We start from the raw sequence: 13,607 nt of genomic DNA, 5'->3' as shown, positions 1-13,607 counted from the left end.
CGGGGCCCCTCTCGCGTCCTTCCCGGGGGCGCCGCCCCGAACCGCCTACTGGTAGCTGACGAACACCGGGCTCGGCTGCTCCGCCACCGTCTGCTGCGGGGTGAGCGCGGGGGAGTCCTCGTCGTAGAAGTTCTTCCACCCCCACGCCACGCCCCGCGGCGCCCCGGCCTGCAGGGCCCGGTACGTGGCCTCCTTGTCGCCGGGCGCCCCCGCGCCGTCGGCGTGGACCACGAACGCCAGCTCGTCGTGGTCGGTGTCGAGCGAGGCCCGCCCGCTGATCATCGACGTCCGGAACTGGTGCAGCAGGAACACCTTCTGCGGGAGCTTGCGGTCCCGCACCAGCTGCGCCAGCCACGCGGACGTCTCGTCCACCTCCGCCGCGGAGACGCTGCCCACCTGGTCGAGGTGCTGCTGGCCCGGCTGCAGGCGCCACTCCGGGTCGAGCGCCAGGCCGACGCCGGGCAGGGCCAGCAGGTCCTCGTAGGCCTTCGCCTGCTCCAGGAACGTCGAGCGCCCCGGCTGCAGGTCCAGCACCACCTGCAGCCCCGACGCCAGCGCCTGCTCCACCAGCGGGCGCAGCTCCTCGGGGGGCGTCTCGGTGGAGTAGTCGCCGTCCGGCCCGGGGGAGCTGCTGGCCACCGTGGCGATGACCTCCAGCGCGGGGGCCGGCGGCAGCGCGTCGAGGCCGGCGTACTGCTGGGCCACCTGGCCGGCCCGGGCGATGGTGGCGGTGGCGTCCTGCTCCCCGAGCACCCCCAGGCTCGGGGTACCGGGGTGCCCGTAGAGCGCCACGAGGCGCCGTCCGGCCAGCGGCAGCTGGCCGGACAGGCCCGCCGGCCCGGGCAGCTGCACGCCCGTGCGCACCACCGCCAGGCGCTGCTCCAGCCGGTCGGCCGGCCCGAAGGCGTCGCCGAGGGCCACCACCGGCACCTGCGGCGCCGCGCCCAGCTGCTGCACGAGGGCCGCGTCGGCCCGCGGGTCGGCGCCCGGCAGCCGCACCGCGGACGCGCCCGCTGCCCGGGCGGTCGCGACGGCGGGTCCGCTCGCCGCGTCGCCGGTGGTGAGGACCACGGCGGTGGGGGACGCGGGAGCCTGACCGGCCGCGCTCGAGGCACCGTCGGAGGAGGAGGAGGAGGAAGAAGAGGAGGAGGAGAGCAGGGTCCCTGCGTCGTCGGCCACCACCAGGCCGCGCCGCGCCGCGTCGTCCTGGGCGGTGCGCCCCACGGGCACGACCTCCGCGCCCAGCCGCGCCACCTCCGCCGCGCCGGCCTCACCGGCGACGAGCACCGGCACGTGCAGCCGCTGCGCGGCCTGCGCCGCGGTGGCCTGCGCGGCGGTGTCGTCGGCGCCGACGAGGAGGACGCGGCGGGCGGTGGTGAACAGGGCCGCGCTGGCGCCCGCGGCGAGCGCGTCCGCGGTGGTGCCGGGCACCAGCTCGGAGGCCTGGGCCGGCACGGTCGCGGCCGCGGGGCCCGCTCCGCCGAGCGGGCCGGGCGCGCCCGTCGACGGCGGTGCTGCAGCGGTGCTCCCGCTGCTGCTCGCCGCGCCGCCGGAGGTGCACCCGGCCAGCACCAGCGCCGCCGCGAGCGCCCCCGCGGCCACGGCTGCGGACGGGGACGACGAGCGGTGGTGCACCCCACGAGCCTCGCCCACGCCCCGCGCGTCCGCCAAAGCCCGCAGGTGGGAGCGGCCCGGGGTGGCGCTCGGGGGAACCGGTTCGCGAGCACCTCCGGACGTCGGGTAATGTTTTCACCGCACTCCAGCGCCCGTAGCTCAACGGATAGAGCATCTGACTACGGATCAGAAGGTTGCAGGTTCGAGTCCTGCCGGGCGCGCTCGTTGAGACAGCGACGCGCGAGGCCCCTGAACAGCGGAAACGTTGTGAGGGGGCTTCGTGCGTGGTGGAGCCCGACCGCCCCGCAGGGGCGCTGGAGCGTGTCCCGCGCTCACATCTCGCTCACATCTGTCGCGGGCTTGTCAGCGAGCAGGGCTGCGATGCGATCTGCGCCGTCGTGCGCCACGTCGTCGTAGACGTGGGTGTAGAGGTTCGCGGTGACAGCGATCGTCGAGTGTCCAAGGCGGTCAGAGACGACCTTCATGGGGACGCCAGCCTTGAGTGCCAAGCTCGCGCTGGTGTGCCGCAGGTCATGCAGACGGACCTGCCGCATGCCGGTGGAGCGGATGAGCGCCCCGAAGTGCTTGGTGACGTACTCAGGGCGGTAGGAGGTGCCGTCCTCGCGCGTGAAGACGCGCCCGTGGGGCGCAGCAGGTAGGCGCCAGGCCTCCCGCTCGGCCAGCTGAGCCTCGTGGTGCTCGCGGAGCATCTGGACGGTCGTCTCGTCGAGAGCGACCCTGCGGACGCTGCGGCGGGTCTTGGGGGAGCCGACGGTGGCCTTTCCCGAGACCTCGGTGATCTGCTCGCTGACCCACAGGGCCTTCTCGTCGAGGTCGACGTCCTCCCAGCGGAGCCCCAGGCCCTCTCCGCGGCGCAGGCCGGTGAAGAGGTAGAGGCGGTAGAGCGGGTAGAGGCGGTCCTCGCGGATGGCGGCGAGGAAGTGCAAGCACTCCTCAGCGGTCCAGGGCTTGGGGCGCTTGGGGTTCTCGGGAGCCAGCTCGATGTGGTCGGCCGGGTTGTAAGGAAGGAGTCGTCGCCGAACGGCGCTGTTGAGAGCTGAGCGGAGCACTGCGTGGATGCGCCGGATGGTCGCTGGACTGAGCGCCTTGCCGCGGACGCCGATGGAGATGGCGACGTACATGCGATCGAGGTGGTGGGCTCGGAGCTCGACGAGCTGGACGCCGCCGATGTGCGGCGTGATGTACAGGCGGGCGAGGTCCTCGTACATGGCCCGCGTCGTGGGCCGGAGGGAGTGCTTGCTGAGCAACCAGGTGGCCAAGTAGTCCGAGACGGTCGTCTCGGTGATCTGAACGTCGCTGGCCAGCGTCTTCGTCAGCTCGCGCAAGGCCTTGCTGGCGGCCGCCCTGGTCGGGAAGCCGGCCTTCGTGGTCTGCCGGCGGCGTCCTGTCGAGTCGGCTCCGAGGTCCACCACGTACTCCCACCCGCCGCGGCAGCGGTGCGGTGGCCTGCGACCGTCGACAGCCGCCGGGCACTGCCGGGTGTGTCGTGGTCGGACGGTGCCCTCCTTCACGGCTCGAGGCCGATCAGCTTCTTGAGGTCGCGGGACGGGATCCGGATGACTGTTCCGAGGTGCAGGACCGGCGTCGGCCAGCCGCCGGTCCTGATGAGCTCGTACGCCGTCGAGCGGCTGATGCCGAGCGCTGCGGCGGCTGTGGGCACGTTGACGAGGGGTGGGAGGCCCCGCAGGTCCTCGTGGGTGAGCTGGAGCGTGGACATCGAGACTCCTGGGGTGAGCGCCAGTGGTCGTGGACCTGGTGGGGGAGCAGCGTTCACGGCAGCACCGACACGTGGACGTGGTCGTAGTGGCCGCCGGTCGGTCCGGTGGGGTTGTAGACGCCCCCACCGGTGTAGATGCGCCAGCCCTCCTTGGACCGGGAGGTTGACCAGATGTGCCCTTGCCAGATGACGTAGGAGACGTGCAGTGCGTCGGCGTTGTCGACCAGCCACGTGGCGAGCGTCCAGCCCCGGGCGGTGTCAGCATCGTCGGGGTACTTCCCGATCGTTCCGAAGGTGATGTCGCAGGCCCGGCCCTTGGGATGGTCGGAGTGCGGGTCTCCACCGCGGGCGCTCCAGCAGCTGGCCGGCTGCTTGCCGAAGTGGGCGTTGATCTCTGCGAGCGTCCAGGCCATGGCTGGGGTGACGCAGCCGCCGGTGCCGGTGGGATCGGAGAGCGTGCAGCCGCCGCTCGCACCGGTGAAGGGGGCGGCATCGCCGGTTTCAGACGCCATCCCCGGGGGCGGGCCGTCCACTTGTGAGGCGTCCAGGTTCATCGCCCCGCCGACCAGGACGACCGCCGAGACGAGGCCGAGCGCGGCCACGGCCGCCCACGTCGTCGTCGAAGTGGTCGCGGTGCTCACGGTCAGTCACCCCCATGCGGCTAGCCTTCAGGTGCCGCCCTCGACGCATCTGCGCAGAGGCGGCACTGTGGATGGGTCGATGCCCACCGGCGTCTCGTCGGTGGGTGTGGATGCAGGGGTGGCGGTGCGAACCGACGCTCCGGGTTGGTGTCCGGCTCCCCGTCATTTACATCAGTTGTGATGGCGCTCCAGATGCTATGCCCACGTGAACCGCTGTCAAGACGTGGGGCGTGCAACCAGTGCGCTCGAGCGCCGTCACAGGGCTGAGAGGGGCAGACGTGGCCGAGGATGCGGTCGACGCCGACGTCGATGTCGCCGCGGACGAGGCTGCTCCGAACGGTGGATCTTCACGGAGCCTGGCCGACAAGGTCGACCACCTGTTCCGCACCGTCCGCTCCTCGCGCGGTGAGTACACCTACGAGCAGGTCGCCAGTGAGATCCGTGACGCTGGGGGGCCGACCATCAGCGCTGCTTACGTCTGGATGCTCCGCAACGGCAAGCGCGACAACCCGACCATGAAGCACTTGGAAGCGCTGGCCTCCTTCTTCGGCGTCCCGGCGGCCTACTTCTTCGACGACGAGGTCTCCAGGGCCGTCAACGAGCAGCTGTCTCTGGTTGCAGCCATGCGCGATGCCGGGGTACGCAAGATCGCCATGAGGGCTTCCGGTCTCTCCTCCGAGAGCCTGGGGACCATCGTGGACATGATCGAGCGGGTGCGTGCCCTGGAGGGCCTGCCCGAGGGTGCCGACGGCTCTGACGCCGGCGACGCGGCCTCGGACGGCGCCAGGAGGGGCCACACCCCCGACTGAGAGGGGTGGCCGGGTGCAGCTCAACGTCGTGCGCACCCGATGCGCCCAGATGCTGGCCACCCTGGGCATCCACGGCCCCACCAGCGTTCAGCAGCTCGCCGAGCAGCTGACCCAGCAGCGCGGCCGCCCCATCCGCCTCGTCGCTCATCCCCAGCTCGGCGAGGAGCTCTCGGGCACCTGGATCGAGCTGGAGGGTGCGGACGTCGTCTTCTTCGACGACGGCCTCGCCGGAGTGCACCAGCAGCACGTCATCGCCCACGAGCTCGCGCACATCGCTTTCGAGCACGGGTACGACGAGCCCCTGGCACCGGACGTGCTGGCGACCCTGCTTCCCGACGTCGACCCGCGCACCGTGCGGAGGATGCTGCAGCGGGGCTCGTACTCCACCCACGAGGAGCGCGAGGCCGAGGTCTTCGCCTCCATGCTCCTGCAGCTCTCCACTCACCCTGTGGCCGACGACCTCGGAGCCCTGCCTGCCGATGCCCGTCGGCGGGCCGCGGACCTCACGGCCACCTTCGGATCCCGCCGCCGAGACGCCCGGTGAACCTGGCCGACGTCGTCTCGACGTACGCCATCCCCGCGGTGGCCACCTTCGTCGGCCTCGCCGCGCTGCTGCGCGCGCGAGACCTGTGGCCTGGAAGTCGGCGAGACCGCCAGGGCCTTGCCCTGGCGCTGGCCGGGCTCGCCGTGGGAGCGACAGCCCTGGTCTCCCCCGTCTACGCAGCGCTGACGCAGCTGACGGGTGTAGCGAACGTCGGGGAGCCCATCGCCCGCTCCGCCCTCATGGCTTGCGCAGTCGGGATCCTGGGCATGGTCGCTCACTTCGCCGTCCGTGCGGGCGCCGCAGCCGGTAGCTCCTCCGTCAGGCGAGGACGGGCGGGCTGGCGGCGACGGCGCCGGACGTGGCTCGCGGTCGCCATCGCCGTCCTGTGGATCTGCTTCGCGCTCGGCCCGCAGGGGCACCAGGTCCGCTCGTACATGGTGGCCTTCGCCCGTGAGCCTGCGGTGCAGGTCTACACGCTGGTCTTCGTCGCCTTCGTGGGCGGCGCCTTCATCGAGCTGCTGCGGCTCGGGTGGCAGATGCGCGCGACCATGACCGGCCGGCTGGCGACCAGCGGCCGGCTGATCAGTCTTGGCGCCGCGGCAGGCTGCCTCTACGTGCTGCTGCGCGTTGTCGGGCTCGGTGCGCTCGCTGCTGACCGCCCCGGTGTGCTGGAGGCACTGGCCTGGCCGGGCGCGGTCCTCGCCGCGGCCGCCAGCATCCTGCTGGTCGCGGGAACCCTCTGGCTGGCCGCTGTGGCCAGAGCACGTGCGGCCTCGGAAGGACTGACGGCCCACGCCCGGAGCGTCGGCCTCTACCCGCTGTGGAGGGACATGGTGCGTCTGCGTCCCAGCATCGCCATGGAACCGGACCCGGGACCGGTACGGGAGGTCTTGTCTGTCCGCACCGGTGAGTGGCGGCTCTACCGGCGCATCATCGAGCTGCTCGACGCCGTGCGGATCCTCGGCGGACGGCGCATGACCGTCAGGCCGGTCACGCCCGCCGCGCTGGCCTCACCGCAAGTCTCCGACGAGGAGGCCGACCGGGCGGCGACAGCGTTGGCCGAGTTCGTCGTGGCCGAGTCTGTGGGGGCGCCGATGCCGAAGGAGACCATCCCGGTGCCCCCGACGGCGGCCACCGTCGAGCAGGAAGTGGCGTGGTGGACCAAGGTGGCCCACCGGTACCGGGTGCGCCGCAGGCACGCGAACCGACGTGTCAGGAACCACCGGAAGGAGGCCACGCCATGACCGAGCAGGTGGACGTCGAGACGAGGACCTCCTGCCGCGGAGCCAGCGGCATTCGCCTCCGCCTGGCGAGGGTCTTCACCGAGCTCCTGGCCCCATCGGTCGTCGGCGTGATCTGCCCTGTCGCCGTCGGGGCGCTGAGCGACTCCGACTCGTGGCGCGGCGCAGGCCTGGGCCTGCTCGGGGCCGTCTTCGCCATCGGGCTGCCGTACGCCTACATCGCCTGGCTGATCCGCACCGGCGGGGCGACCGACCGGCACGTGTCCCGGCGGGAGGACCGCCCGAAGGTGCTGGTGGCCGTCCTGCTCTGCCTTGCGGCTGGCATCTTGCTGCTCGTGCTGCTGGGGGCGCCACCGCTGTTGGTCTGGCTGCTGGTGGGCGAGGTGCTGCTCGTCCTCGCCTGCCTGGTCATCTCCAAGTTCTGGAAGATCTCGATGCACTCTGCGGTCGCGGCGGGGACGGTGGCGGCCCTCGTCGTCGTCCTGGGCCCGTGGGCGCTGCTGGCCGGTGTTGGAGTGGTCCTGGTGTCCTGGGGGCGCGTCGTCCTGCGGGACCACACGCCCGCGCAGGTCACCGCTGGGGCGGTTCTCGGTGCCGTGGTCCTGTCCCTGCTGGCCGTCGTCAGGTAGGCGTCGAGCGCCGATCGGACGAAGGGGCTCGCCGCGGGGAAGTGTCCAGCCCACCTGGGCCTTTGCTCGGTGCATCCCCGCCAACAGCGCCTCACCGACACCTTCGCCCTGGTCACTGGAGCCAACCGCGGCCCGGGGGCCGAGTTCGTCCGGCAGGCCCTCGAACGCGGCGCCAGGCTCGTCTGTGCCACTGCCCGGCGCCTCCACCTCGACAACCCGCGCGTTCTGCCCCTGCTGCCGGACGTGACCGACCCCGAGGTGGTGGTGGCCGCCACGGCGGCCTTGGAGCAGGACGATCGGCCCGGGGCGGCGCAGCGCGACCCTTGTTCAGTTGTTAGCCAGAAATGATCAAATCTATGTCTTGTCCGCTTGGGTAGAACAATGCCAAGGTGCTCTCCGTCAGAGGGACTGCCCGTCCCAGCGGAGGGAGCAACGGTGACCCAGCTCGACGACGAGACCGAAGCCCAGGTCGGTGGCAACAGCGAGCTGCCTCTGGCTGGTCTGCTGGTCGCGGATTTCTCTCGGGTGCTCGCCGGCCCCCTGGCAACGATGCACCTCGCCGACCTGGGTGCCCGCGTCGTCAAGGTCGAGCGTCCCGACGGCGGGGATGAGACGCGGCGTTGGGGTCCGCCTTTCAGTGCGACCGGCTCCACCTACTTCGAGAGCGTCAACCGGAACAAGCAGTCGCTCTGCTTGGACCTGGCCGACCCCGGCGACCAGGGGCTCGCCCGCGAGCTCGCCCTGCGCGCCGACGTTCTCGTGCAGAACTTCAAGCCCGGCACGCTCGAAGCCTTCGGGCTGGGACTGTCTGAGTTGCGTCAAGCCAACCCCCGCCTCGTCACCGTCTCCATCAGCGGGTTCGGGACGGCGGGCGGGGCGGCGGTGCCCGGCTACGACTTCGTCGTGCAAGCGCTCGGCGGGCTCATGCACATCACCGGCGAGGCCGACGGCCCGCCCTCGAAGGTCGGCGTCGCCGTCGTCGACGTCCTGTGCGGCAAGGACGCCGCCCTGGGAACTCTGGCCGCGCTGGTCCGCCGCGGGCTGACCGGCCGTGGTGGACACGTCGAGGTGAACCTCCTCTCCAGCCTCCAGGGTGCTCTGGTCAACCAGATCCAGTCCTTCGTCGGAGCCGGGGTGGACCCGTCCCGCGCGGGGAGCCATCACCCCTCGATCGCGCCGTACGAGCTTCTGGCCTGCCAGGACGGCCCCCTGGCCATCGCCTGCGGCACGGACGGGATGTTCAGGCGCCTGGTGGGCGAGCTCGGCTGCCTCGAGCTGGCCTCCGACACCCGCTTCGCCACGAACACGGAGCGTGTTCGCCATCGCCCGCAGCTGCGCCGGGCCCTTGAAGAGCGGCTTGGTCGAGCACCCGCCGCTGAGTGGGAGGACCGGCTCGTGGCCGTCGGTGTGCCAGTCGGGCGTGTGGCCACCATCAGCGAAGGCCTGCGCTTGGCCGAACGGCTTGGTCTGGAGCCAGTGATGGACGTCCTCGACAGCGAGGGCCGCGTCGTCGGTCGACAGGTGCGCGGGGCGGTATCGGTGACGCCGTCGCCTCCCTCCCCGCGTCGAGCGTCCCCCGTGCTCGGCGAGCACGACGCAGAGATCAGACAGTGGCTCGCCACTCCTCTGAATCGCCCTGAGCGCCCAGGGCGGCACACCAGCGCCACGTCCCCTGCTCACCCCGCTGATCACGAGGAGTCACGATGAGTACCACCACCGACCGCCCCACCGCCACGGCCTCAGAGACTGCGGTCCTTGCCGCGAAGGCTCCGGTCGGGCCGCGCCCGCACCTGCTGGGCCTGGAGGGGCTGCTCTCCCCCGAGGAGCGCGCCGTCAGCGAGCGCGTGGCCGCGTTCGTCGACGCCGAGGTGCGCCCCCACATCGCCGAGTGGTTCGAGAACGCCCACTTCCCCCGCGAGCTCATGCCCCGCCTGGGCGAGCTCGGCCTGCTCGGCATGCACCTGCGCGAGGAGGGCTGCCCCGGGCGCAGCGCGGTCGAGTACGGCCTGGCGGCCCTGGAGCTGGAAGCCGGCGACTCCGGGTTGCGCACCGCCGTCAGCGTGCAGGGCTCCCTGGCCATGAGCGCCATCGCCAAGCACGGCTCGGCCGAGCAGAAGGCCCGGTGGCTGCCCGGCATGGCCGCTGGCCGCCTCATCGGCTGCTTCGGCCTCACCGAGCCCACCGCCGGCTCCGACCCCGGATCCATGAAGACCTCCGCCCGCCGCGACGGCGCCGGCGAGAGGGCTGACTGGGTCCTGAACGGCGCCAAGCGCTGGATCGGCCTGGCCAGCATCGCCGACGTCGCCGTCGTCTGGGCCGCCACCGACGAGGGCGTGCGCGGCTTCCTGGTGCCCACCGACACCCCCGGCTTCACCGCCACCCCGATCCCGGCGAAGCTGTCGATGCGCGCCTCGGTGCAGTGCGACCTCACCTTCGACGACGTCCGCCTGCCCGCCGACGCGCTGCTGCCGGGCGCCCGCGGACTGTCCGGCCCGTTCTCCTGCCTCAACGAGGCCCGCTACGGCATCTCCTGGGGCGTGCTCGGTGCCGCGCGGGACAGCTACCTGGAGGCGCTGCGGTACTCCCTGCAGCGCCAGCAGTTCGGCAAGCCGCTGGCCGGGTACCAGCTCACGCAGAAGAAGCTCGCGGACATGGCCGTCGGCATCGAGAAGGGCTGGCTGCTGGCGCTGCACCTGGGCCGCCTCAAGGACGCCGGCGCCCTGGAGCCGCACCAGATCTCGGTGGGCAAGCTGGACAACACCCGCACCGCCATCGAGGTCTGCCGCGAGGCGCGCACCGTGCTGGGCGGCAACGGCATCACGCTCGACCACGCAGCGCTGCGCCACGCGAACAACCTCGAGAGCGTGCGCACCTACGAGGGCACCGACGAGGTGCACACCCTCGTGCTCGGACAGCGCATCACCGGCATCGCGGCCTTCCGGTGAGGACCTCCACCACGGTCCGGGACGTCGCCGGGCGCCGCATCGCCCTGCTCGAGCTCCAGGGAGAGGGCAGCCGGCTCTTGACGTGGACCGCCGAGACCCTGGGCCAGCTCCGCTCGGCGGTCCAGGACCTCAACACCACCGATGTCGAGGCTCTCGTGGTCTTCAGTCCATCAGGGGGCTTGGGTGCCGGCGCCGACCTGCAGGAGATGCGCAACCCGGCCGACTCTGAGGTTGGTCGCAGGATCGCCGAACGTGGCTATGACGCCCTGGAGCCTTTGCGGCGCCTTCCCGTCCCGACGGTCGCTCTGGTCGCCGGGCCCACCCTCGGCGGAGCGATGGAACTGGCCCTGACCGCCGATCTGCGCATCGCCCGTGACGGTGCGACGAGCATGGGACTGCCGGAGGTCCGTCTGGGCCTGGTCCCCGGCTGGGGCGGCCTGACGCGCCTCAGCCAGCTGACCGGACGGGCCACAGCGGCGCGCGTGGCGGTCCTCGACGCCTTGGCGCAGCGCACCCTGACCGCCACCAGCGCCCTCCAGCTCGGTGTGGTCGACGCGGTCCTCAGCACCGACGACCACGAAGCGTTCCTAGCGGAAGCGCTCGAGCACGTCGCCCAAGCGCTCGACCCCTCGATGCAGTCCACGGCGCGCCAGCCGGACACGTCCTGGGACGCTGCAGCCGTGGCGGCCGCCGTTGAGCGACGCACCCCGGGAGGCACCTTGGCCTCGCGTCGCGCGATCGAACTGCTCGACCTCCTGGCCGACGTCGAAGGCAGCGACCGCGGTCCTCTCCTGCGGCGCACGCAGGCGCGCCTCACGGCGGCCTCCCCGCCTCTGCGCGCGCAGACCGTCCAGACCTTCGCCGACGTCGTGGCGAGCGATGAGGCCCGCAGCGGCATCGCCAGCTTCTTCGCCGTCCAACGCGCGCGCAGCGCGACGCGCAAGGCAGCGCCGGCGGCAGAGTGGCGCCGCATCGGGTTGGTCGGCGGCGGCCTCATGGCCACGCAGCTAGCAGCGCTCATCTCCTCGCGGACCGGGGCACAGGTCCACCTGGTCGAGGTCGACCCCCAACGCGCTGCGGACGCCGTGACGCGGGTGTGGGCCCACCTGGACCGAGCTGTGCGCGCAGGGCTTGACCCCGCCGCTGCTGCCGCCGCGAAGGCGGCGACCACCGCCAGCACGCAGCTGGAGGACCTCGCCGGTTGCGAGGCGGTCCTCGAGGCGGTCGTCGAAGACCTCGCCGTCAAGCAGAGCGTCTGGGCCGAGCTGGAAGGTCACCTCGACCCTTCGGCGCTCCTCCTCACCAACACCTCCTCGCTGTCGGTGGCGGCCATGGCCGAAGTGCTGGACCACCCTGAACGTGCTGTGGGCCTGCACTTCTTCAACCCCGTGGCGGTGCTCCCCCTGGTGGAGGTCGTCAGCGCCCCGAAGACGAGCACCGAGGCGGCTGAGAGGACACTCTCCCTGGCGAACCGGCTCGGCAAGATCGCGGTCGTCAGCGCGGACGAGCCAGGGTTCATCGTCAACCGCCTCCTGAGCCGATGGCTGGGAGATGCACTCGCCCTGGTGGACGCAGGGGAGGACCCCGAGGCCGTCAATGGCGCCCTGCGCGTCGATGGCTTGCCCATGACGCCCTTCCAGCTCATCGCGCACATCGGGCCGGCCGTCCAGCTCCACATCCTGCAGAGCCTCCAGGACGCCTTCCCAGAGCGGTTCACCACGAGCTCATCCCTGCACGATCTGGTCGAGCGCGGGCTGGCGGGTTACGACGCTGACGGCGCAGCCGAAGTCCTGCCGCACAGGACCGGGACGGCGACCCCGGCGGCGCTGCGCCGGAGCCTGCTGCGCGGCCTCGCAGACGAGCTCGACCGCCTGCTGGCTGAAGGGGTTGCGAAAGACGTGGACGACGTCGACGCCGCGATGCTCCTGGGGGCCGGCTTCCCGCCCCACCAGGGAGGCCTCTCAGGGCTGCTCGACACCTCCGGTGCCTCTGCTGTGGTGCGCGGTAGCACGTTCCGCACCTCGGACGGGGGCGCGCGTTGAGCCCGTCTGAGCGCGACCCCCGAACGACCCCGGTCCTGCTGGCGGGCGCACGGACCCCTTTCGGCAGGTACCAGGGGGCGCTCAGCACCTTCAGTGCTGTCGACCTCGGAGGCATCGCCGCCAGGGCCGCGCTGCAGAGGTCCGGCCTGACGGGTGAGGAAGTCGACGCCGTCCTGGTCGGGCAGGTCGTGCAGGCCGGCACCGGACAAGGACCGGCACGTCGGACGGCCATCGCCGCCGGGATCGGGTGGCGCGCACCGGCGACCACCATCAACAAGATCTGCCTGTCAGGGCTGACCTCCGTCATCGATGCCGCGCGCCTGGTGCGCTGCGGCGAGGCGGACGTGGTCCTCGCTGGTGGGCAGGAGTCGATGAGTTCGGCTCCCCACCTGCTACCGCGGGCGCGTGGGGGAGTGGGGTTCGGCAGCGCCACCCTGCTCGACGGGCTCAGCGACGCCCTCACCGACTCCTTCTCCCACCTGTCGATGGGAGAAGACACCGAAGGGCGCTTGCAGGCGGCGTCCATCACCAGGCAGGAGCAGGACGAGGTCGCGCTGGCCTCTCACGCACGCGCTGCTGCTGCCCGCGACGCTGGACGCCTGGCTGAGGAGGTCGTCACGGTCAGGGTCCCCCAGCGGCGCGGGCAGGACATCGTGGTGGAGCACGACGAGGGCGTGCGCGATGACACCAGCGCCGCCTCGCTGGCCCGCCTCCGTCCGGCCTTCGCCTCTTCGGGATCCATCACGGCGGGCAACGCCTCACCCCTGTCCGACGGTGCGGCGTTCGTCGTGGTCACCAGTGAGGCGTGGGCGCGGGAGCGGGGCCGCGAGCCCCTGGCGTACCTCGGAAGTGCCGGGCAGGTCGCTGGACCCGACCCCTCGCTGCTGTCGCAGCCGGCCCGCGCGGTGGCGGCGGCGTTGGCCAGAGAGGGATTGGGGACAGATGACCTGCACGTCGTGGAGCTCAACGAAGCCTTCGCGGCGGTGGCTGTGCAGTCCTGTCGCGAGCTCGGTCTCGCACCCGAAGCCGTCAACGTCGACGGCGGAGCCATCGCGCTCGGACACCCCGTTGGTGCCTCCGGAGCGCGACTGGCCCTGCACGTCGGACACGCCTTGAGGCGCCGAGGAGGCGGCACCGGGGTTGCTGCCCTGTGTGGCGGGGGCGGGCAGGGCGAGGCGCTGCTGTTCCACCACTGGGGCTGAACCAGCGCGTCAGGGCATCGGCCCCGGTTGCCTGCACGTCATCTGCCCCGGTCGTCGACCTAGATCATCGATGGTGGTCCTGGTCAGAGGCGTCGCACGGGGCGGTCACAGGAGCGAGTGCACAGCTCCCGCCCGTGGCCGTTCCGGGTGCACGTTCTGGCCACAGCACGATCACCATTGTTCTCCAGATTGGTTTAGTGAC

12 protein-coding genes and 1 tRNA gene are annotated in these 13,607 nt (G+C 71.9%); 9 read left to right on the top strand and 4 right to left on the bottom strand.

Going from position 1 to position 13,607, the window contains the following annotated elements; genetic code table 11:
- Window positions 1-45: 45 nt before the first annotated feature.
- Complete coding sequence (locus tag H7K62_RS18770) at window positions 46-1,635, bottom strand: hypothetical protein (RefSeq protein WP_222437874.1); 1,590 nt, start codon at window positions 1,633-1,635, stop codon at window positions 46-48.
- A 127-nt stretch (window positions 1,636-1,762) separates the two neighbouring features.
- Here H7K62_RS18770 and H7K62_RS18765 point away from each other — a divergent pair.
- Window positions 1,763-1,835: transfer RNA gene (locus tag H7K62_RS18765), tRNA-Arg, on the top strand.
- Window positions 1,836-1,946: 111 nt separating this feature from the next.
- Here the strand turns inward: H7K62_RS18765 and H7K62_RS18760 are convergent.
- The 3 genes from H7K62_RS18760 to H7K62_RS18750 all read right to left on the bottom strand — a co-directional run bounded on the left by H7K62_RS18760 (window position 1,947) and on the right by H7K62_RS18750 (window position 3,993).
- Entirely contained in the window at window positions 1,947-3,044 is a 1,098-nt protein-coding gene (locus H7K62_RS18760) for a tyrosine-type recombinase/integrase (protein ID WP_186721483.1), read from the bottom strand.
- 98 nt (window positions 3,045-3,142) lie between these two features.
- Window positions 3,143-3,352: a helix-turn-helix transcriptional regulator gene (locus tag H7K62_RS18755; protein ID WP_186721480.1), complete on the bottom strand. Its 210-nt coding sequence runs from the start codon at window positions 3,350-3,352 to the stop codon at window positions 3,143-3,145.
- A gap of 53 nt (window positions 3,353-3,405) precedes the next feature.
- Window positions 3,406-3,993, bottom strand: a complete 588-nt coding sequence (locus H7K62_RS18750) for a hypothetical protein (protein WP_186721478.1) — start codon at window positions 3,991-3,993, stop codon at window positions 3,406-3,408.
- Between the two features lie 278 nt (window positions 3,994-4,271).
- Between H7K62_RS18750 and H7K62_RS18745 the strand changes: the two genes are divergently transcribed.
- The 8 genes from H7K62_RS18745 (at window position 4,272) to H7K62_RS18710 (ending at window position 13,405) form a co-directional block, all read left to right on the top strand.
- Window positions 4,272-4,802 carry a helix-turn-helix domain-containing protein gene (locus tag H7K62_RS18745; protein WP_222437873.1) on the top strand — a complete coding sequence of 177 codons (531 nt, stop codon included), beginning with the start codon at window positions 4,272-4,274 and terminating at the stop codon, window positions 4,800-4,802.
- Between the two features lie 13 nt (window positions 4,803-4,815).
- Complete coding sequence (locus H7K62_RS18740) at window positions 4,816-5,346, top strand: hypothetical protein (protein ID WP_186721476.1); 531 nt, start codon at window positions 4,816-4,818, stop codon at window positions 5,344-5,346.
- Window positions 5,347-5,384: 38 nt separating this feature from the next.
- The gene (locus H7K62_RS18735) at window positions 5,385-6,590 is read left to right on the top strand and encodes an MAB_1171c family putative transporter (RefSeq protein WP_186721474.1); all 1,206 of its coding nucleotides are present in this window, start codon (window positions 5,385-5,387) and stop codon (window positions 6,588-6,590) included.
- The gene (locus H7K62_RS18730; RefSeq protein WP_186721472.1) at window positions 6,587-7,216 is read left to right on the top strand and encodes a phosphoesterase PA-phosphatase; all 630 of its coding nucleotides are present in this window, start codon (window positions 6,587-6,589) and stop codon (window positions 7,214-7,216) included. The genes H7K62_RS18735 and H7K62_RS18730 overlap by 4 nt, the downstream gene beginning before the upstream one ends.
- 435 nt (window positions 7,217-7,651) lie before the next feature.
- Window positions 7,652-8,923, top strand: a complete 1,272-nt coding sequence (locus H7K62_RS18725) for a CaiB/BaiF CoA transferase family protein (RefSeq protein WP_222437872.1) — start codon at window positions 7,652-7,654, stop codon at window positions 8,921-8,923.
- Window positions 8,920-10,161: an acyl-CoA dehydrogenase family protein gene (locus tag H7K62_RS18720; protein WP_186721468.1), complete on the top strand. Its 1,242-nt coding sequence runs from the start codon at window positions 8,920-8,922 to the stop codon at window positions 10,159-10,161. The genes H7K62_RS18725 and H7K62_RS18720 overlap by 4 nt, the downstream gene beginning before the upstream one ends.
- Complete coding sequence (locus H7K62_RS18715; protein ID WP_186721466.1) at window positions 10,158-12,203, top strand: 3-hydroxyacyl-CoA dehydrogenase NAD-binding domain-containing protein; 2,046 nt, start codon at window positions 10,158-10,160, stop codon at window positions 12,201-12,203. Before H7K62_RS18720 ends, H7K62_RS18715 begins: the two co-directional genes overlap by 4 nt.
- Complete coding sequence (locus tag H7K62_RS18710; RefSeq protein ID WP_186721464.1) at window positions 12,200-13,405, top strand: acetyl-CoA C-acyltransferase; 1,206 nt, start codon at window positions 12,200-12,202, stop codon at window positions 13,403-13,405. Before H7K62_RS18715 ends, H7K62_RS18710 begins: the two co-directional genes overlap by 4 nt.
- Window positions 13,406-13,607: the final 202 nt, after the last annotated feature.

Origin of the sequence: Quadrisphaera sp. RL12-1S, assembly GCF_014270065.1 — a bacterium.
Classification (GTDB): Bacteria; Actinomycetota; Actinomycetes; order Actinomycetales; family Quadrisphaeraceae; genus Quadrisphaera.
The sequence above is the reverse complement of the archived record's forward strand: the minus strand, read 5'-3'. Positions and strand labels throughout refer to the sequence as shown.

What these genes read in the sequence shown, in the direction of transcription:
- H7K62_RS18720 (WP_186721468.1), top strand. Translation starts at nt 8,920, where the DNA reads ATGAGTACCACCACCGACCGCCCCACCGCCACGGCCTCAGAGACTGCG.
- H7K62_RS18755 (WP_186721480.1), bottom strand. Translation starts at nt 3,352, where the DNA reads ATGTCCACGCTCCAGCTCACCCACGAGGACCTGCGGGGCCTCCCACCC.
- H7K62_RS18730 (WP_186721472.1), top strand. Translation starts at nt 6,587, where the DNA reads ATGACCGAGCAGGTGGACGTCGAGACGAGGACCTCCTGCCGCGGAGCC.